At 73.2% G+C, this 17,915-nt stretch carries 16 protein-coding genes and 2 tRNA genes; 7 read left to right on the top strand and 11 right to left on the bottom strand.

Annotated features, from left to right (window positions below; translation table 11 throughout):
- Positions 1 to 126: 126 nt before the first annotated feature.
- Complete coding sequence (locus tag AC3EVP_RS03845) at positions 127 to 450, top strand: DMT family transporter (protein ID WP_202236051.1); 324 nt, start codon at positions 127 to 129, stop codon at positions 448 to 450.
- 45 nt (positions 451 to 495) lie between these two features.
- On the opposite strand, the gene AC3EVP_RS03840 is transcribed toward AC3EVP_RS03845, so the two are convergent.
- On the bottom strand, positions 496 to 1,059 hold the full coding sequence (locus AC3EVP_RS03840) for a TetR/AcrR family transcriptional regulator (protein ID WP_435125970.1): 564 nt from the start codon (positions 1,057 to 1,059) through the stop codon (positions 496 to 498).
- Positions 1,060 to 1,227: 168 nt separating this feature from the next.
- On the opposite strand from AC3EVP_RS03840, the gene hisN reads away from it, so the two are divergent.
- Together hisN and AC3EVP_RS03830 are read left to right on the top strand one after the other, a co-directional pair.
- Positions 1,228 to 2,025: a histidinol-phosphatase gene (hisN, locus tag AC3EVP_RS03835; RefSeq protein ID WP_435125967.1), complete on the top strand. Its 798-nt coding sequence runs from the start codon at positions 1,228 to 1,230 to the stop codon at positions 2,023 to 2,025.
- A gap of 122 nt (positions 2,026 to 2,147) precedes the next feature.
- Positions 2,148 to 2,540, top strand: a complete 393-nt coding sequence (locus AC3EVP_RS03830; RefSeq protein WP_435125964.1) for a CBS domain-containing protein — start codon at positions 2,148 to 2,150, stop codon at positions 2,538 to 2,540.
- A gap of 106 nt (positions 2,541 to 2,646) precedes the next feature.
- Here AC3EVP_RS03830 and AC3EVP_RS03825 read toward each other — a convergent pair whose 3' ends face one another.
- On the bottom strand, positions 2,647 to 4,107 hold the full coding sequence (locus tag AC3EVP_RS03825) for a catalase (RefSeq protein ID WP_435125961.1): 1,461 nt from the start codon (positions 4,105 to 4,107) through the stop codon (positions 2,647 to 2,649).
- Positions 4,108 to 4,261: 154 nt separating this feature from the next.
- Here AC3EVP_RS03825 and AC3EVP_RS03820 point away from each other — a divergent pair, with 154 nt between their 5' ends.
- Positions 4,262 to 4,672 carry a Fur family transcriptional regulator gene (locus AC3EVP_RS03820; RefSeq protein ID WP_335977326.1) on the top strand — a complete coding sequence of 137 codons (411 nt, stop codon included), beginning with the start codon at positions 4,262 to 4,264 and terminating at the stop codon, positions 4,670 to 4,672.
- Here AC3EVP_RS03820 and AC3EVP_RS03815 read toward each other — a convergent pair.
- From AC3EVP_RS03815 to AC3EVP_RS03795, 5 genes are all read right to left on the bottom strand, one after another.
- The gene (locus AC3EVP_RS03815; RefSeq protein ID WP_435125957.1) at positions 4,638 to 5,873 is read right to left on the bottom strand and encodes a HEAT repeat domain-containing protein; all 1,236 of its coding nucleotides are present in this window, start codon (positions 5,871 to 5,873) and stop codon (positions 4,638 to 4,640) included. The genes AC3EVP_RS03820 and AC3EVP_RS03815 overlap by 35 nt on opposite strands.
- Before the next feature lie 260 nt (positions 5,874 to 6,133).
- A tRNA-Met gene (locus AC3EVP_RS03810) sits at positions 6,134 to 6,210 on the bottom strand.
- Between the two features lie 271 nt (positions 6,211 to 6,481).
- Entirely contained in the window at positions 6,482 to 8,149 is a 1,668-nt protein-coding gene (locus AC3EVP_RS03805) for a tetratricopeptide repeat protein (protein ID WP_335977598.1), read from the bottom strand.
- 458 nt (positions 8,150 to 8,607) lie between these two features.
- Positions 8,608 to 8,684 (bottom strand) — tRNA-Met (locus AC3EVP_RS03800).
- Positions 8,685 to 8,726: 42 nt separating this feature from the next.
- Complete coding sequence (locus tag AC3EVP_RS03795) at positions 8,727 to 11,822, bottom strand: UPF0182 family membrane protein (RefSeq protein ID WP_435125954.1); 3,096 nt, start codon at positions 11,820 to 11,822, stop codon at positions 8,727 to 8,729.
- A gap of 66 nt (positions 11,823 to 11,888) precedes the next feature.
- Here AC3EVP_RS03795 and AC3EVP_RS03790 point away from each other — a divergent pair, with 66 nt between their 5' ends.
- A complete protein-coding gene (locus AC3EVP_RS03790; RefSeq protein ID WP_435125951.1) occupies positions 11,889 to 12,449 on the top strand; it encodes a PPA1309 family protein in 561 nt (186 codons plus the stop codon).
- Between the two features lie 60 nt (positions 12,450 to 12,509).
- On the opposite strand, the gene AC3EVP_RS03785 is transcribed toward AC3EVP_RS03790, so the two are convergent.
- The 4 genes from AC3EVP_RS03785 to AC3EVP_RS03770 form a co-directional block, all read right to left on the bottom strand.
- Positions 12,510 to 13,583, bottom strand: coding sequence for a YlbL family protein (locus AC3EVP_RS03785; protein ID WP_435125948.1), 1,074 nt, complete (start codon positions 13,581 to 13,583; stop codon positions 12,510 to 12,512).
- A gap of 9 nt (positions 13,584 to 13,592) precedes the next feature.
- Positions 13,593 to 13,853 (bottom strand): hypothetical protein, encoded by a 261-nt coding sequence (locus AC3EVP_RS03780; RefSeq protein WP_435125945.1) that lies wholly within the window; start codon positions 13,851 to 13,853, stop codon positions 13,593 to 13,595.
- A gap of 173 nt (positions 13,854 to 14,026) precedes the next feature.
- Positions 14,027 to 14,530, bottom strand: coding sequence for a molybdenum cofactor biosynthesis protein MoaE (locus AC3EVP_RS03775; RefSeq protein WP_435125942.1), 504 nt, complete (start codon positions 14,528 to 14,530; stop codon positions 14,027 to 14,029).
- A gap of 6 nt (positions 14,531 to 14,536) precedes the next feature.
- Positions 14,537 to 15,640: an SDR family oxidoreductase gene (locus AC3EVP_RS03770; protein WP_335977342.1), complete on the bottom strand. Its 1,104-nt coding sequence runs from the start codon at positions 15,638 to 15,640 to the stop codon at positions 14,537 to 14,539.
- Between the two features lie 197 nt (positions 15,641 to 15,837).
- Here AC3EVP_RS03770 and AC3EVP_RS03765 point away from each other — a divergent pair, with 197 nt between their 5' ends.
- Both AC3EVP_RS03765 and AC3EVP_RS03760 read left to right on the top strand, forming a co-directional pair.
- Positions 15,838 to 17,355, top strand: coding sequence for a zinc-dependent metalloprotease (locus AC3EVP_RS03765; RefSeq protein WP_335977345.1), 1,518 nt, complete (start codon positions 15,838 to 15,840; stop codon positions 17,353 to 17,355).
- The gene (locus tag AC3EVP_RS03760) at positions 17,352 to 17,882 is read left to right on the top strand and encodes an NUDIX hydrolase (RefSeq protein ID WP_335977346.1); all 531 of its coding nucleotides are present in this window, start codon (positions 17,352 to 17,354) and stop codon (positions 17,880 to 17,882) included. The genes AC3EVP_RS03765 and AC3EVP_RS03760 overlap by 4 nt, the downstream gene beginning before the upstream one ends.
- The last annotated feature ends 33 nt before the right edge of the window (positions 17,883 to 17,915 follow it).

The following is a 17,915-nucleotide window of genomic DNA, read 5'->3' as shown; positions in this document are numbered from 1 at the left end:
CAGGCACTGACGGTACCCCCATCGGTTCCCCGCACCGTCTGTGTGATGATCGGCTCCGAACACACGCGTGCGACGCACAGCCCAACGCGGTACGCGGAACGACGGATACGGATACGGAGGCACCCGATGCCCTGGCTTCTCGTGGTGGTCGCGGGGCTCTTCGAGACGGGGTTCGCGGTGTGCCTGAAGCTGTCGCACGGCTTCACCAGACTGTGGCCGACGGTGGCCTTCTGCCTGTTCGCGCTCGGCTCGTTCGGCCTGCTGACCCTCTCCCTGAAGCGCCTCGACGTCGGCCCGGCGTACGCGGTGTGGACCGGCATCGGCGCGGCCGGCACCGCCATCTACGGCATGGCGTTCCTCGGCGACCTGGTCTCCGCGCTCAAGCTGGTGTCGATCTCGCTGGTGATCCTCGGCGTGATCGGCCTTCAGATCTCCGGCTCCTCGCACTGAGCCCGCGCGCCTGGGCCCGCGCGCCCGGATCGTCCTGACGCGCCGTCAGCGCCGGTGCCGCACCAGCAGGCTGCGCACCAGCCCCGCGATACGCGCACACGCCTCCTCGTCGCTGCGCGCGGGCGCGACGACGTACGAGACGGTCAGGCGGACCGCCGTGTCGCCGGCCCAGGCGAGCTCCGCGGCGGGCACCCGGGGCGCCGCGGCGGCAAGGCCCGCGGTGACCCGGGCCCGCAGCGCGTCGGCGAGGTCGGGCAGCGGCGGCAGCCGGGAGCGCGGGCCCTGGTCCCCGGCGAGCGCGGCCCGCACCAGGGGGCTGCGCCGGGCGCGGCCCAGCGTCCAGCCGGCCGCGGCCGCCATCCGGTCGCCGGCGTCGCCGCCGGCGCGCGCGGCCCGGGCCAGCACCTCGTCGAGCCCGGCGAGGTAGTGCTCGGCCTCGCGCCGCACCAGCGCGCGGCCGAGCCCGTCCTTGCCGCCGAACTCGTTGTAGAGGGTCTGCCGGGACACACCCGCGGCCGCGGCCACCTCGACCATCCGGACCTCGCTCCACGCCCGTTCGGTGAGCGCGGTGGACGCCGCTTCGAGGAGTGCTTCGCGCACGGTAGGCATCGTTGCCTCCCCAGTACCGCAGGCGTCGTGGGCGGCGGGCGTGCCGAGAAGGATCGGCGCGGGCGGGCACCCTGTCAAGGCCGCGCGGCGGGCGGCGCCGGTGGCGGTCGTGTGGCGGGGCCGTGGACGTGATGGCCCCGGACCTGGCCGAATCGATAGGTTCGGGCCATGCCCGATTACAACGACGACCTGCGGCTGGCCCATGTGCTCGCCGACGCCGCCGACGCCGCGACGATGGAGCGGTTCAAGGCGATCGACCTGAAGGTGGAGACGAAGCCCGACCTGACGCCGGTGACCGAGGCGGACAAGGCCGCGGAGGAGCTGATCCGCGGCCAGCTCGCCCGGGCCAGGCCGCGGGACGCGGTGCTCGGCGAGGAGTACGGCAGCGAGGGCGGCGGTGCCCGCCGGTGGATCGTCGATCCGATCGACGGCACCAAGAACTACGTGCGCGGCGTGCCGGTGTGGGCGACGCTGATCTCCCTCGCGGTGCGCGGCGAGGGCGGCGACGAGGTGGTGGTCGGCGTGGTGTCCGCGCCCGCGCTCGGCCGGCGCTGGTGGGCGGCGAAGGGCGGCGGCGCCTACACCGGGCGCAGCCTGTCCTCGGCGACCCGGCTGCACGTCTCGGGGGTCGGGCGGCTGGAGGACGCGTCCTTCGCGTACTCCTCGCTGTCCGGCTGGGAGGAGGCGGGCCGGCTGGAGGGCTTCCTGCACCTGACCCGCAACTGCTGGCGGACCCGCGGGTACGGCGACTTCTGGCCGTACATGATGGTCGCCGAGGGCTCGGTGGACATCTGTGCGGAACCGGAGCTGAGCGTCTGGGACATGGCGGCGAACGACGTGATCGTGCGGGAGGCGGGCGGCCGGTTCACCTCGCTGGAAGGCGAGTCGGGGCCGTTCGGCGGCAACGCGGCGGCGTCCAACGGGCTGCTGCACGAGGAGTTGCTGGGGTACTTGGGGCGGATCTGACCCTTGCACGGCGGGGGCACGGTGTGTAACCATGACATCACCCTCGCTTGTGAACTTGTGAAACCGTTCACGGAAGGCCCCCACGGCCCGCGCGGACGGTTCCACCCCCTGGAGGTCCCCCCATGCTGGTCAGCGACGCAATGAGCACGGTGGTACTCACCATCGGCCCCGCCCACACCCTCCGCCAAGCCGCCCGACTGATGTCCGCCCGCCGGATCGGCGCGGCCATCGTCCTCGATCCCGACACCTGCGGGCTCGGCATCCTCACCGAGCGCGACGTCCTCGACGCGGTCGGCGCCGGGCTCGACCCCGACCACGAGCACGCGCACGACCACACCACCACCGACGTCGTCTTCGCCGCACCGGCGTGGACGCTGGAGGAGGCCGCCTCCGCCATGGTCCGCGGCAACTTCCGGCACCTGATCGTGCTGGACGGCCGCGATCCGGTGGGCGTGGTGTCCGTCCGCGACATCATCCGCCTGTGGGCGCCCGCCCGCACCGCCGTCCCGGCCTGATCCCCACTCCGGCCCGACGCGCGGACATGACGCGCGGACATGACCGGAGGGGGACCGGAGCCCCATGGCGTCCGGTCCCCCTCCGGCGTACGGTCAAGCGCCGGTTTCAGCCGCGGAGGGCCTGGACCGCGGCCTCCAGCCGCTTGCCGTAGTCGGGGTCCGCGGCGCGGAAGTTGCCGATCGCGCGCGCGACGATGTCCGCACGCGAGACCTGCGCGAGCGCGCCGGCGAGGTTGTCGATCAAGCGCGCCCTGGCGTCCTCGTCGAGCATCCGGTAGAAGTCCCCGGCCTGCACGAAGTCGTCGTCCTCGGCGTGCGCGGGCGCGGCGGCGTACTGCGTGGCGCCGGTGAGCGCGGTGGACTCCCACAGCGGGCGGCCGGTCTCGACGGGGCCGCCGAAGCTGTTCGGCTCGTAGTTCCTCGCGCCTTTGTGGCGGCCGTCGTACAGGTGGCCGTCCCGGCCGTAGGTGCGCGCCGTCGTGGCGTGCGGGCGGTTGACCGGGAGGTGGTCGGCGTTGATGCCGACGCGGTAGCGGTGCGCGTCACCGTAGGCGAACAGCCGGCCCTGGAGCATCTTGTCCGGGGACGGGCCGATGCCGGGCACGAAGTGCGCGGGGCTGAAGACCGACTGCTCGACCTCGGCGAAGACGTTCTCCGGGTTGCGGTTCAGCTCCAGGCGGCCGATCTCGACCGGCGGGTAGTCCGCGTGCGGCCACACCTTGGTGAGGTCGAACGGGTTGAAGCGGTACGTCGCCGCGTCGGCGGCCGGCATCACCTGGACCTGCACGGTCCAACTCGGGTACGCGCCGCGCTCGATGGCCTCCCGCAGATCGCGCTGGTGCGAGTCCGGGTCGCTCCCGGCCAGCCGCGCGGCCTCCTCGGGGGCGAGGTTCCTGATGCCCTGGTCGGTCTTGAAGTGGTACTTCACCCAGAAGACCTCGCCCGCCTCGTTGCTCCACTGGTAGGTGTGCGAGCCGTAGCCGTTGAGGTGGCGGTAGGAGGCGGGGATGCCGCGGTCGCTGAACAGCCAGGTCACCTGGTGGGTGGACTCCGGGCTCAGCCCCCAGAAGTCCCAGACGTTGTCCGCCTCCTGGGAGCCGGTGTACGGGTCGCGCTTCTGGGTGTGGATGAAGTCGGGGAACTTCAGGGCGTCCTTGATGAAGAACACCGGGGTGTTGTTGCCGACGAGGTCGTAGTTGCCCTCCTCGGTGTAGAACTTCACCGCGAAGCCGCGCGGGTCGCGCACCGCGTCCGCCGAGCCGAGGTTGCCCGCCACGGTGGAGAACCGCAGGAACACCTCCGTCTCCTTGCCGACCTGCGACAGGAACGCCGCCCGGGTCCACTGCGACACGTCCCGGGTCAGCGTGAAGGTGCCGTACGCCCCGGCGCCGCGCGCGTGCACCACCCGCTCCGGGATGCGCTCGCGGTTGAAGTGGGCGAGCTTCTCCAGCAGGTGCTGGCTCTGCACCAGGACCGGACCGCCGGGGCCGGCCGTCTCGCTGTTCTGGTTGTCCGCGACGGGCGCACCCGACTCCGTGGTCAGCGGACCCGTCTCCTGAGCAGTCACCTGATGCCTCCCTGATCTCGCTTCGTCCCTCGGCCACCGCCGTCCTCACCATCGGTGCCGGACTCGATCCTACGATAGACATTGTCTAAGTCAAGACCTGAGTCATTCATGGATGAGATCCGCCCTCTGGACCCCGACTGTTAAGCTGGCACGCATGAGCGACCTGTTGGAACGACTGCGCGAGCGCGGCTGGCGCATGACCGCGCAGCGGAGAGTCGTCGCCGAGGTGCTCGACGGTGACCACGTGCACCTCACGGCCGACGAGGTGCACGCGCGCGCCATCTCCCGGCTCCCCGAGATCTCCCGGGCGACCGTCTACAACACCCTCGGCGAGATGGTGAGCATCGGCGAGGTCATCGAGGTCGCCACCGACGGCCGCGCCAAGCGGTACGACCCGAACGCGCACCGCCCGCACCAGCACCTGGTCTGCGCCAACTGCGGCACCGTCCGCGACGTGCACCCCACCGGCGACCCGCTCACCGCCCTGCCCGAGCAGGAGCGCTTCGGCTTCACCGTCTCCTCCGCCGAGGTCACCTACCGCGGGCTCTGCCCCGACTGCGCGTAGGGTCCGTCGTCCGGATCTCCGCGGCGTCGCGCCGCACCCCGATCAGCTCCGCCAGCCTGCGCACCGCCGGCTCGGTCCTGGTCCGCCCGATCCACAGCGTCTCCGGCGGCACCTCGTGCGGCACCCGCAGCAGCGCCTCGAACACCTCCCGGGCCACCCCGGGGTCCGGATCATTGGCCAACGGCCCGAGCAGCGGCACCAGTTCGCCGGGCCTGGCCAGCCGCCCCACCGCCCGCGCCGCGGCCCGGCGCACCCCCGCCCGCGGGTCCGGCAGCACCCTGGCCAGCAACTCCACGTCCGCGGCGTCCCCGCACTCCCCCAACCCCGCGGTGAGCCCCGCCAGCAGCCCCGGCCCGGCGTCCGCGGACTTCACCGCCTTGCGCAACTGCTTGCGGTAGACCTCCGCGGGCGGCTCACCGCGCTGGTAGAGCTTCCACCGCGCCTGCGCCCGCACCATCCTGGCCCGGTCCGCCAACGGCGCCACCAGCCGCGTGGCCGGCACGTCCGCGGGCAGCGCCGAGACCGCCAACTCGCGCACCCCCGCGCCGCTCGCCCATAACAGCCGCCCGGCCTGCTCCGGGTCCAGCTCCAGCAGCCGCTGCGCACACATCCGCCGGCACGCCTGGTCCGCGTCGTGCAGCGCCGTACGCAGCAGGTCGCCGCGGACGTACTCCCCCAGGTCCAGCGCCAGTTCCACCCCGAAGCGGCGCACCCGCGGGTCGGGGTGCGCCGCCAGCGCCCGTACCGCCCGGCGCTGCGCCGGCTCGGCCAGCACCGCCCGGTACTCCGCGAGCAGCCCGCGCGCCCGCCGCCGCCCCGCGACCCGCAGCAGCACCCCCACGACCGCGGGCGCCTCGTCCGGCGCCGTCCGCGACCGCAGCGCGACCCGCGCCCCCGCGGCGACCTCCGGCACCCAGTCCGCCGCCCGCAGCGCCAGCGCCGCGGCCGGCAACGGGCCCCCGAACGCGGCCAACGCCTCCACCGCCGCCTGCCGCACCCGCCCGTCCGCGTCCAACGCCCCCACCAGCCCGCCCAGCAGATCAGTCGGCAGAAAACCGGTCGGCCCCCGCCCCGCCACCCGCGCGACCCGGTCCAGCCGCGTCAGCAACTCCGCCGGCGCCCGCCCCAACGCCTCCACCGCCGCGGCCCGGCTCTGCGCCGGCCCCCGCGCCGCCGCCTCCCTCAACCGCCCCCACAACACCCGCGCATCGTCATCTCGCCGCCCCTCCCGCACCCCCTCGCACCACGCACCCCACCGCGCCGCCTCCGCCGCCCACTCCGCGGAAACGCCCACCCCCGCTACCCGACGCCGTCTGCGCAGCAACCCCGCCTCCCGGCCTTGCGCGACTCTCCGCCCCCATCGTCCCGCCCCACCCGTCCCCCGACCAAGCAGCTTCACCCGGACTTTGCCCGAACAACACGTAAGCCCGAAAGCAGTTGCTTCCGGGCTTACGTCCTACGTGGTAGCGGGGACAGGATTTGAACCTGCGACCTCTGGGTTATGAGCCCAGCGAGCTACCGAGCTGCTCCACCCCGCGTCGTTGTGCCTTCACCATACCCCGCCCCACTCACCCCACCAAATCCATTCCCCCCGGCCCGCCAACGGACGGGGTCGTCAGGCGAAGCGCTGCGGCAGGGAATCGCGAAGCGCCCACCCACCAGCCGCGGAAGACCCGTCCCTGGCCCAGGGGCGCGTGCGGGTCCCTACCGGGCGAAGCTCCGGGAGGGAACGGCGCGAGCAGCCCGCCCGCCGGCAGGTGGTCCGGGAGCCGGCGGCTGCGGGCAGCCCGGGCGGACCGCTCAGGCTCCTCACGCGGTGAGTTCGTGGGAGACCGCCGCTGTCAACCGCGCGGCGCGCTCCGCCACTTCGGGCGGCCCGCAGTCGATCGCCCGGGCACACCAGGACTGCGCGGCGGGCAGATCCCCGCGCCGCGCCGAGAGCAGCGCCATCCGCAGCGCCGCCCGCCCGTGCCCCGCCTCGGCCGCACGGGCCCACCACAGCGCGGCTTCGGGCTCGCTCCCCTCCCTCGCCAGCAGCAACCCGAGGTTGAACGCCCCGTTGCGCGAGCCGGCCTCGGCGGCGAGCCGGTACCAGTGCGCGGCCTCGACCACGTCACCCCGCTTGGCCGCCCCCATCCCGAGCCGCACCTGGGCGCGGCGGTGCCCCTGGCGCGCCGCCCGCTTGTGCCACTCCTCCGCCTCCCCGGCGGACTCCGCGGCACCCTCCTCGCGGCCGTCGAGCAGCGCGCCGAGCCGGAAGGCCGCCTCGGCGCTGCCGCCGCCGGCCGCGCAGCGCAGGTGGCGCTCCGCGGCGTGCTGGTCGCCCTCGCGCTGGAGGGCGATCGCGACCTGGAGCGCGGCCTCGGCGTGGCCGGCCGCGGCGGCGCGCTCGTACCAGCGCCGCGCGGTGGCGTCCTCGCCCCGGGAGGCGTGCAGGATGCCGAGGTTGAAGGCCGCGTCGATGCTGCCGGCCTCAGCCGCCTTGGAGAACCACGGCTCGGCGCCGGCCGCGTCCCCGCGCTGGAGGAGCAGCACGGCGACCGCGTTGGCCGCCTCGCGGTGCCCGGCGTACGCGGCCTTGCGGTACCACTGCTCGGCCTGCGTGTCCCGGCCGTTGCCGGCGCAGAGCAGTCCGAGGTTGTACGCGCCGTTGACGTCGCCGGCCTCCATGGCGGTGCGGTACCAGCGCTCGGCGGTCTGCGTCTCGCCCTCCTGGGCGTGCAGGGCGCCCAGCGCGTTCGCCGCGTTGCCCTCCCCGGCCTGGGCCGCGCGCCGCCACCAGGTGGCGGCCTGGTCGAGGTCGCCGGCGTCGCGCAGCAGGAAGCCCAGCGCGCAGGCGGCGCGCGCCTCACCGTCGCGCGCGGCCGTCAGGTACCAGTGCTCGGCCTCCTTGAGTTCGCCCCGCTCCTCCAGGAGCGTGCCGAGCCGGAGCGCGGCCCGGCGGTGCCGCTTGGCGGCGGCCTGCCGGTACCACTGCTCGGCCTCGCGCTCCTGGCCGCGGACCGAGCAGATCCGCGCCAGCCGGTAGGCGGCCTCGCGGTGGCCCTGTTCGGCGGCGACGCGGAACCAGCGCTCGGCGGCGATGTCCCGTTGGTGGTCGAGCAGGTCGGCGAGGGCGTACGCGCCCAGCGCGTGGCCGGCCTCGGCGGCCTGGCGCAGCCAGTAGTCGGCGCCGGGCTCGTCGCCGCGCTCGCGCAGGTGGCGGCCGAGGGCGTGGGCGGCGGGCGCGGAGCCGGCGACGGCGGCGATCCGCCACCATCCGGCGGCCTCGTCGGCGTGCCCGCGCTGGTGCAGCAGCAGGGCGAGGTTGTTGGCGGCGGCGCGGTCGCCGTCCCGGACGGCGCCCCGCAGGTAGGGCTCCGCCCCGTCGAGGTCGCCGCGGCGCAGCAGCAGGGTGCCCAGCGCGCTCATCGCCCGGGCGTCGCCGGCGTCGGCGGCGGACCGGTGCCGGGCCTCGATCTCGGCCTCCTCGCGCATCGCGAGGGTGTCCTCGTCGGGCAGTTCGGTGAGCAGGGGCGGCACGGCGGTCGAGGCGTCGTCGGGTACGGGCGCGCCTTGTCCCGTGGACTCGCCGCTGCGGGGCGCCGGCAGCAGTCCGGCCACGGTCATGGCCTTACGGCCCGTCGGCTCCCGCTCCTCGCGGTTCTGACGAGTGTTCAGCAGACCTGCACCGTCCCCCATAAGCCCCATCGTTGCACCACCTGTCAGCGGCGTACACCTGGTATACCGCACCCCGCTTGGTCACTTCGGCGTTTTATCGACTTCCCGACAAGACGCTAGACCAAACACCGTAAACCCGGGGTCACACAAATGAGTGAAGTGACCCGAACTTCCTTGACCGCACGCCTGGTTGCCATCCGCTAGACGCGGCCCTCGGCAACCGGCCTGCGGGCATGAAAAAACGGCCTGAGGTCCGTTGAGACCCCAGGCCGCCTTGGTAGCGGGGACAGGATTTGAACCTGCGACCTCTGGGTTATGAGCCCAGCGAGCTACCGAGCTGCTCCACCCCGCGTCGTTGTGGATCAACCGTACCACGGCGCGGGACGTCACCTGATCAGCCCGCCTTCGAAGGCGTGGCCGGGGACTTGGCGGGGTTGACGGCCGCCGCTCCGGCCGCCTCCTCCGCCCGCCGCGCCTCCTGGAGCGCCCTGCCCAGCCGCCGCTGGGCCGTGCCGTACGCCGTCCAGTCGTCTTTGCGCAGGGCCGCCTGCGCGTCGTCGTACGCCTTCTGGGCCTTCGTCAGCGCCGCCTCCACCCCGGGGTCCGCCGACGCGCCCGAGGGAGCCGCGGAGGAGCCGCCGGAGCCTTTCGCGGCGGCCTGCGCCGAAGAGGCCGGCTGCGTCGTCGGCGTCGTAGATGTCGTCGGCGTCGTCGGTGTTGGCGCAGGCGTCGCATCGCTGGTGCCGAACACCGCGTCCAGCGCCTCGTCGAGGGTGTCGTCGAAGGCGGTGCGCCCGTTGAAGCTGACGAACACCTTCTTCAGCAGCGGGTAGTCGATGTCCGCCCCGCGCAGGTAGACCGGCTCGACGTACAGCAGCCCGCCGTCCAGCGGCAGGGTGAGCAGGTTGCCGTACTCGACGGTGGAGTCCTTGCCGCGCAGCCGGGAGATCTGCTGGGCATAGCCGGAGTCGAACTTGCTCTGCACCAGTCGCGGCCCTTCCACGGGGTCGTTCGTCGGCGTCTCCAGCAGCCGTATCGTCCCGTAGTCGGGGCTGGTCGCGTCGGAGTCCACCGCGACGAACGCCGCCAGGGTGCCGCGTTTCTTGGGGGTGAAGGTGGAGGTGAGCGAGAAGCGCGGCGTGCTCTGGCCGGGCATCTCCAGGCTCAGGTAGGTCGGCGGCGCCGCCTTGCCCGACTTCGACGCGGAGTTGCCCGACACCTGCCAGACCTGGCTGCCGGTGGAGAACTGCGCGGCCTTGGTGACGTGGTACTGGGTGAGCAGTTGCCGCTGCACCGTGAACAGGTCCTCGGGGTAGCGCAGGTGCGCCATGAGTCCCGCCGGGATCGTGCTCTTGGACCGCACTGTGTGCGGGAACGCCTTCATCCAGGTCTTGAGCACCGGGTCCCGGGTGTCCCACTGGTAGAGCGTCACCTTGCCGGTGTAGGCGTCCACGGTGGCCTTCACCGAGTTGCGGACGTAGTTGACCTGGTGCTGCCCCGACCCCTGGCCGCCGCCGGCGCCGAGCGTCGTACGCGAGGAGTACGGGTACTCGTCGGTGGTGGTGTAGGCGTCGACTATCCACACCACGTGCTTGCCGACCACCGCCGGGTACGGGTCGCCGTCGACCGTCAGCCAGGGCGCGACCGCCTCGACGCGCTGCTTGGGGGTGCGGTCGTACAGGATCTGCGAACCGTGCCCGATGGCCCCCGAGTAGAGGATCTTCGGCTCGCCGAAGGTCACCGCGTACGCCGCCCTGGTGACCGGGTTGTCGAGGCTGACCCCGCCCTTGCCGCGGTAGGTGGTGGTCACCTCGTGCTTCTTGCCGGCGTAGTCCAGCTCCTTGGTGGGGCCGCCGACGATCGAGTACTGCGTGGTCTGCTCGCCGAAGTAGATCTGCTGGGTGTAGGAGCCGAGGTCCCCGGCGGTGGGCAGGCCCTGCTCGGTGTAGACCGGCTGCCCGGTGAGGTCGACACCGCCGGCCGTACCGGAGCCCGCGGCGGCCGCGGTGTCTGCGGTGTCCGCGGTGTCCGCGGCGGTGCCGTTGCCGGTCACGGTGGTGCCTTCGGCCGTCACGACGCCGTAGCCGTGGGTGTACTTGAAGTGGTCGTTGATCCAGTTCTTCTCCGGGATGCCCTTCACGTTGAGCTCCCGGACGCCGACCACGGTGTCCTGCTCCCTGCCGTCCACCGTGTACCGGTCGACGTCCAGGGTGGCGGGGAAGGAGTAGTAGCTGCCGGACTGCTGGGTCTGCTGGAAGGCCGGGGAGACGACGTCGGGGTCCAGCACCCTTATGGAGGCGGCGGTTCCGGCGTCGGTGCGCAGCTTGGCGTCCGACGCCTTGCTGGTGCCCTTGTAGTCGGACTCCACGGTGCCGTCGATGCCGTAGGCGGCGCGGGTGGCGTCGATGTTGTGCTGGATGTACGGCGCTTCCTTGGCCGCCTCGTCGGGCTGGACCTGGAACTTCTGCACGATCGCCGGGTACAGGCCGCCGATCAGGATCGCGGAGAGCAGCATCAGGCCGAAGCCGACGGTCGGCAGCGTCCAGGTGCGGCGCCAGGGCGTGGTGAAGAAGAGCAGCGCGCAGATCAGCGCGATGCCGAACATGATCGTCTTCGCCGGCAGGTAGGCGTTGGCGTCGACGTAGCGCAGGCCGGTCCAGTCGTCGGTGGCCCTGATCCCGCTGGACTTCACCGCCAGCGAGTAGCGGTCCAGCCAGTAGGCGACCGCCTTGAGCGCGACGAACAGGCCCAGCAGCACCGACAGGTGGGCCGTGGCGGCGGCGCCGGCCCGCGCGCCCGGGGAGGTGATCCGCAGCCCGCCGTACAGGTAGTGCACCAGCGTGGCGGCCACCAGGGACAGCACCAGGGCGGCGAAGCCGAAGGCCAGCAGGAAGCGGTACCAGGGCAGGTCGAAGGTGTAGAACGAGACGTCCTTGTGGAACTGCGGGTCCTTGGTGTGGAACGGCGTGGAGTTGGCGTACAGCAGCCACAGCCGCCAGTGGGCGGCGGCCGATCCGCCGGCGAGCAGCCCGGCCACCGTGCTGACGGAGAGCAGCACCCAGGTCCGGTACGGCGCGATCCCGGTGCGGTACCGGTCGAGGTTCTGCTGCTCGGCCGACATCGCGCCCGGCAGCGGGCGCAGCCGGTACGCCAGGAACATGTTCACGCCGACCGCCAGCGCCATCAGCAGCCCGAAGGTGCAGAAGAGCGCGGCCCGGGTGCCGGCCAGGGTACGGAACACCGACGCGTAGTGCACCGACCGGTACCACAGCAGGTCCGTCCAGAAGCCGGCGAACATCACGAACGCGACCATCAGCACCGCCAGCACGCCCGCGGTGACCAGCAGCGCACGGGCTCTGCGCGACGGGCGGCCGACGGGGAAGCGAGGTGCGAACGCCCCTCCGCCCGCGTCGCGTTCCGGCATGTCGAATACCACGGTGCGCACCTCGAACTGGTCGCTGGTCTCGGGTGCCCCGGGTCGGACCCCCATAGGGTGCAACTTCTCGACGCATTGGCCGGTTCCCGATTCCGGCCGGAGAAGGGGGAGGATACTGACATGTCCAACACTGCGACCGAAGGTGCGCCGCTCGCGGCGAACCCCCTGACCCGCGCCGTCCTGGAGATCGACACCTATGCGTCGGGCCTCGGCTGGGACCGGCCCGCGCGGCTGTTCGCCCTCGTCGACACCGCGCAGCTGCGCAGCCGCGAGCCCGCGCTCGCCGACCAGCTCGGGCTGGCCGACGCCGACTCCGCGGACGCCGGCCTGACCCCCATCGAGCAGGACGAGTTGCCCGCCGGCCAGGCGCTCGACGAGTTCCTGGCCACCATCGCCTGGCCGGATGTGATCGCGGGCTGCGCGCTCACCGTGGAGCGGCTGATGCTGCCGCCGTCGGCGGAGGCGGCGATCCCCGCCGGCCTCGACGGCAAGGCGCTGACCGCCTGGGTGGCGGCGCACCCCGAGCGCCAGGAGGTGCGGATGACGGTGGGGGTGCTGCGTGACGGCAGCCGCGAGTCGGCGGTGCGGCTGCGCGAGAAGGACTCCGCGACGGAGGTGCTGACCGGCAAGGACCTGGTGCCGGGGCTGGCGGACGCGCTCAGCGCCACGTTCGAGGAGTAGGGCCCGGGGAGGGCGCCACCGCACCGGCGGCCGGCGCCCTGGAGGCCGGCGCCCTGCCGGTCAGCTCTTGCAGCTCGGCAGCTTCGAGGTGGCGCCGCTGCGGATGTCCTTGAGCGCCGCCATGGCGTCGTCCAGGGTCTTCACCTTGACCAGGGTGAGGCCGCTGGGGATGTCCTTGGCGGCCTCCTCGCAGTTGTCGGCCGGGGTGAGGAAGTACTTCGCGCCCTTGTCGCGGGCACCGATCGTCTTGAGGCTGATGCCGCCGATCGGGCCGACGTTCCCGTTGTCGTCGATGGTGCCGGTGCCGGCCACGAACGCACCGCCGGTGAGGTCCTCCGGGGTGAGCTTGTCGATGATGCCGAGCGCGAACATCATGCCCGCGCTGGGGCCGCCGACGTCCGCGAGCCGGATGTCGATGGTGAACGGGAACAGGTGCTCCACGCCCGCCGTGATGCCGACGACCGCGCGCTTGGTGCCGGTGTCGTCGGAGGTGCGGGTGGTGATCGTCACCTGCTGGACCGGCGGCGACTTCTTCTTGACGTCGGCGGCCCGGACCACGGTGAACACGGTCTTCTCACCCGGGGAGTGCTTGGTCACGAAGGTCGCCACCTGGTCGGCCGCGCTGACCTGGTGGCCGTCCACCGCCTTGATCACGTCGCCGGCGTGCAGCAGGCCCTCGGCCGCGCCGCCCTTGACCACGCTGGAGACGATCACCCGGGACTGCACGGGGATCTTCAGCTCCGCCAGGGCGGCGACCTTGGCGCTGTCCTGGGACTGGCTGAACTCCTCCGCGTTCTCCTGGTCGGCCTGCTCGGCGGTCTGGCCCTGGGGGTAGATGGTGTCGTGCTCGACGACCTTGTCGTCGTGCCGGGCCCAGCCGAGCACCGCCTCCACGAGGTTCATCCGGTAGTCGGCACCGGTGACGCGCACCGTCGTCATGTTCAGGTTGCCGGTGGTGGGATACGTCTTGTGGCCGGAGATGTCGATGACCTTGTCGCCGCCGTAGCTGCCCAGGGTGTTCACCGTCGGCCCGGGTGACATCTCCGCGTACGGCGTCGGGGTCACGAGCGCCACGCACAGCAGCGCTATCAGCGTCAGGGTCGAGGCGAGGAGCGTCGCGGTGCGGCGTGACATGCCCCGACCCTACGGGACCGGTCCGACAACCGGCCCGCGGGGTGAGTCCCCTTCTCCGTCCACGACGACGTCCCTGTCGGCCGCGCGCACAGGGGCGCCGGCGGCCGCGCTCGGCACCACCGCGGTGGCCTGCATGGCCTGCCGGAACCGCTCGTATCCGGCGAGCGAGGCACCGTCCCCGGTGCGGCGCCGGCGGACGGCCCAGCGGGCCCAGATGGCGGCGGCGACCGCCGCGGCCACCGGAATGAGCAACCAAGTGAGTGCTGCCACTGCGAACTCCCCGATCCCGTATGGCCCAAACGAGGTTAATCAGACCTATGAGCAGATTAACCACGCGGTAGGTCAACGTTCGGCCGGGGCGCGGGGTTACGCAACCGGAAGTACCACTAACGGGCGGTGCCCGGTGGTCCCGGCCGACAGGAGCCCCTGGTGCCGCGGGGGCGCTACGCGCCGACCCAGGTCTGCTCGCCGTCGGAGAACGTCTGCTGCTTCCAGATCGGCACCTCGCGCTTGAGGTCGTCGATGAGGCGGCGGCTGGCGGCGAACGCCTCGCCGCGGTGCGCGCAGGCGACGGCGACGACCACCGCGATGTCCCCGACCCGCAGGTCGCCGACCCGGTGCACGGCCGCGAGCGCCCGTACGGGGAAGTCCGCGGCGACCTTCTCCGCGACCCGGCGCAGCTCCGCCTCGGCGGTGGGGTGCGCGGAATACGACAGGCCCGTCACCTGGGCGTCGGGGCGGCCGTCGTGGTCGCGGACGGTGCCCACGAACAGTGCTGTGCCGCCCGCCGCGTCGTCACCGACCGCGGCGAGGACCTCGTCGACCGACAGGGGCGTGTCGCGGATCGCGAGGAGCCGTACGGCGGGCAGGACTCCGCCCAGGGGCGCGGACTCCGACGGACCGGCCGACTCGCCGGGCGTACCGAACACGGGTGCCATGCCTTTCATCCTGCCTCACAGTCCGCGGCGGCGGCGTGCGCTGCGCACCACGGCCGCCGCGCCGATCAGGGCGACGGTCGCGCCCGCGGCGCCGAGGGTGGTGGCGTCCTTGCGGCCCAGGCGGCGCCCTGCGACGGAGTTGCGCCCCTCGACCTCGGCGAGCAGTTCGGCGAGCACCTCCTCGTTGGACCACTGGGGCCGCCACCCCGCCTCGTACAGCTTGCGCCCGCTGACCACCCAGGGGTGCATGGTGTAGGCGAGGTCTCCGGCGGGCGAGGGCGTCAGGCCCAGGCGGTGCAGCCGGGACGCCGCGCCGAAGGCGACCGCGGCCGGCAGCTCCATGCGGCGGATGCCGGACAGCTGCTCGATCTCCTCCTGCTCCAGCCAGCCGTCGCAGCCGACCGCCATCTCGCCGTCGACCTTCTCCAGCACCGCGAACTCCAGCGCCGACACCAGGTCCTCGACGTGGCAGAACTGCCAGCACGGGCGGCTGCCGGCCACCACCAGCAGCCGGGGCGACTCGAAGTAGCGGGTCAGCGCGGTGTCGGTGTCGCCCACCAGGACCGCCGGGCGCAGGATCGTCACATTGAGGCCCGGGTGGGCGCGCGGGGCGCGCCGGCCCAGCCGCTCGATCTCCAGCAGGTCGTCCACGAAGCTCGCCTCGGAGGTGGCGCGCAGCGGCGCGTCCTCGGCGAGCGGCACGTCGTTGTCGGCCTGGGCGCCGTAGACCATCGCCGAGGTGCACAGCACGACGCGGTGCACCCCGGCCGCGGCGGCCGCGGTGAGCACGGTCTGGGTGCCGCGCACGTTGAACGCCGAGCGGGCCTTCGGGTCGGACTCCAGGTCGAGGTCGAGCGCCAGGTGCACCACGACCGACGCGCCGCGCAGCTTCTCGGCGATCGCCGGGTCGCGTACGTCCAGCACCCGCCAGGTCGCCCCGGGCACCTCGCCGCGCCGCTCGTCGATCGCGACGACCTTCCTGACCTGGTCGGACTCGGCGAGCCGCAGGGCCAGCGCGCGCCCCACCCCGGAAGCCGCGCCAGTGATCGCGACCACCGGCCCGGACCCGGCCCGACCGGGACTCCGCTCTGGGCGAACGTGTGCTTCTGGGGAACTCACCGGGTGTCTCCCACGGTTGTCTCAGATACGTACAGCGCCATCCTGCCGGACAGGTGTCTACGCTGGAGGTAGAGCCCACCACACCGGGCCCGGTGTGCGAGAGTTCCTGCTCCGCCGCACCGGCGACGGCCGGGGGGCAGGCCCGACCACGAACCGGCCCCGACACAGCCCATCACGACACAGATCCGAGGAATCCCGTGAGTGACATCCCATTCGGATTCGGCGTCCCTCCCGAGGAGCCCGAGGACGGGGACGAGGGCAAGCAGCCCAAGGGCGGCCAGCCGAACCCCTTCGGCTTCGGCGGCGCCGGTCCTTTCGGCGCGGGCGGCGGCGACAACCCGTTCGCGGCGATGTTCGGCTCCATGAACCCTGGTGACCTGGGCGCGGCCTTCCAGCAGCTCGGCCAGATGCTCTCCTATGACGGCGGCCCCGTGAACTGGGACATGGCCAAGGACATCGCCCGCCAGACCGTCGCCCAGGGCACCCCGGACGGTGTGAAGGACGCGACCGTCGGCCGCGCCGACCGCGACTGGGTCCAGGAGGCGATCCGCCTGGCCGACCTGTGGCTCGACGGCGTGACGTCCCTTCCCTCCGGCGCGGGCACCGCGGTGGCCTGGAGCCGCGCCGAGTGGGTCGAGGCGACCCTGCCGGTGTGGAAGGACCTGGTCGACCCGGTCGCCGAGCGGGTGGCCGGCGCCATGGGCGACGTGCTGCCCGAGGAGATGCAGGCCATGACCGGGCCGCTGCTCGGCATGATGCGCTCCATGGGCGGCGCGATGTTCGGCTCCCAGATCGGGCAGGCGCTCGGCACCCTGGCCGGCGAGGTGGTCGGCTCCACCGACGTCGGGCTGCCGCTCGGCCCGTCCGGGAAGGCCGCGCTGCTGCCGGCCAACGTGGCCGCGTTCGGCGACGGGCTGGGCATCCCGCAGGAGGAGGTGCGGCTCTACCTGGCGCTGCGCGAGGCCGCCCACCAGCGGCTGTTCGCCCATGTGCCGTGGCTGCGCGCCCACCTGTTCGGTGCCGTCGAGGGATACGCGCGCGGCATCAAGGTCGACACCGCCCGCCTGGAGGAGGCGGTCGGACAGCTCGATCCGACGCAGCCCGAGCAGCTTCAGGAAGCACTGCAGCAGGGCATGTTCCAGCCCGAGGACACCCCGGCGCAGAAGGCCGCGCTGGCCCGGCTGGAGACGGCGCTCGCGCTCGTCGAGGGCTGGGTGGACGCGGTCGTGCACGAGGCCGCCGCGCCGCACCTGCCGTCCGCGGGCGCGCTGCGGGAGACCCTGCGCCGCCGCCGGGCGAGCGGCGGGCCGGCCGAGCAGACCTTCGCCACCCTGATCGGCCTCGAACTGCGGCCGCGCCGGCTGCGCGACGCCGCCCGGCTGTGGGCCTCGCTCGCCGACGCCCGCGGCGCCGAGGGCCGCGACGGGCTGTGGGCACACCCGGACATGCTGCCGACCGCGGCCGACCTGGACGACCCCGACGGCTTCGTGCACCGCGACTCGCTGGACTTCTCCGAGCTGGACAAGCTGCTCGGCGAGGCCGCCGGCGGCGCCCCCACGAGCCTGGACAAGGGCGCCACCGGCCCCGCGGGCGAATCCGCCGACCAGGCCCCCGAGCAGCCGGAGAAGCCCGCACCGGGCCAGGACGGCGGTTCCGCGGGCGGCGGCAAGCCCGCCGAGGGCTCCGGCGACGAGGACGGCGACAGCGGCAAGTGAGTACCCTGCACAAGGACGCGGTGGGCGTCCTGGAGAACTGGCACGCCCCCGACGCCGGCCAGGACGAGCTGCGCCACGCGTACCTCGCGCACCTGGCCGCCCACCCGGACGGCATGGGCAAGCCGTGCAAGGACGGGCACATCACCGGCAGCGTGCTCATCCTGGACGCCGAGCGGCAGCATGTCCTGCTGACCCTGCACGCCAAGCTGAGGACATGGCTCCAGACCGGCGGGCACTGCGAGCCGGAGGACCTCTCGCTGTCGGGCGCCGCCCTGCGCGAGGGCACCGAGGAGTCCGGCATCCAGGGGCTCGACCTCCTGGTGCCCGGCCCGGTGAACCTCGACCGCCACCTGGTGCCGTGCGCCTGGCACTTCGACGTGCAGTACGCGGCGGTGGCGCCCCCGGGTGCCACCGAGGCGGTCAGCGACGAGTCGCTGGCGCTGCGCTGGTTCAGCTTCGACGAGGTCGCGGAGCTGCCGGACCGCTCCGTCCGCACCCTCATGGCCCGCACCTTGGCGCTGCTGTAGGCAGCCGCCGGCCGCAAGCCGAAAGGTAAGGGG

Source organism: Actinacidiphila sp. bgisy144, from assembly GCF_057708105.1.
Note: the sequence above shows the minus strand (reverse complement) of the source record. Positions and strands in the feature narration are given on the sequence as shown.

What these genes read in the sequence shown, in the direction of transcription:
- AC3EVP_RS03845 (WP_202236051.1), top strand. Translation starts at nt 127, where the DNA reads ATGCCCTGGCTTCTCGTGGTGGTCGCGGGGCTCTTCGAGACGGGGTTC.
- AC3EVP_RS03795 (WP_435125954.1), bottom strand. Translation starts at nt 11,822, where the DNA reads ATGGGGGTCCGACCCGGGGCACCCGAGACCAGCGACCAGTTCGAGGTG.
- hisN (WP_435125967.1), top strand. Translation starts at nt 1,228, where the DNA reads ATGCCCGATTACAACGACGACCTGCGGCTGGCCCATGTGCTCGCCGAC.
- AC3EVP_RS03840 (WP_435125970.1), bottom strand. Translation starts at nt 1,059, where the DNA reads ATGCCTACCGTGCGCGAAGCACTCCTCGAAGCGGCGTCCACCGCGCTC.
- AC3EVP_RS03775 (WP_435125942.1), bottom strand. Translation starts at nt 14,530, where the DNA reads ATGAAAGGCATGGCACCCGTGTTCGGTACGCCCGGCGAGTCGGCCGGT.
- AC3EVP_RS03820 (WP_335977326.1), top strand. Translation starts at nt 4,262, where the DNA reads ATGAGCGACCTGTTGGAACGACTGCGCGAGCGCGGCTGGCGCATGACC.
- AC3EVP_RS03830 (WP_435125964.1), top strand. Translation starts at nt 2,148, where the DNA reads ATGCTGGTCAGCGACGCAATGAGCACGGTGGTACTCACCATCGGCCCC.
- AC3EVP_RS03790 (WP_435125951.1), top strand. Translation starts at nt 11,889, where the DNA reads ATGTCCAACACTGCGACCGAAGGTGCGCCGCTCGCGGCGAACCCCCTG.
- AC3EVP_RS03785 (WP_435125948.1), bottom strand. Translation starts at nt 13,583, where the DNA reads ATGTCACGCCGCACCGCGACGCTCCTCGCCTCGACCCTGACGCTGATA.
- AC3EVP_RS03805 (WP_335977598.1), bottom strand. Translation starts at nt 8,149, where the DNA reads ATGCGCGAGGAGGCCGAGATCGAGGCCCGGCACCGGTCCGCCGCCGAC.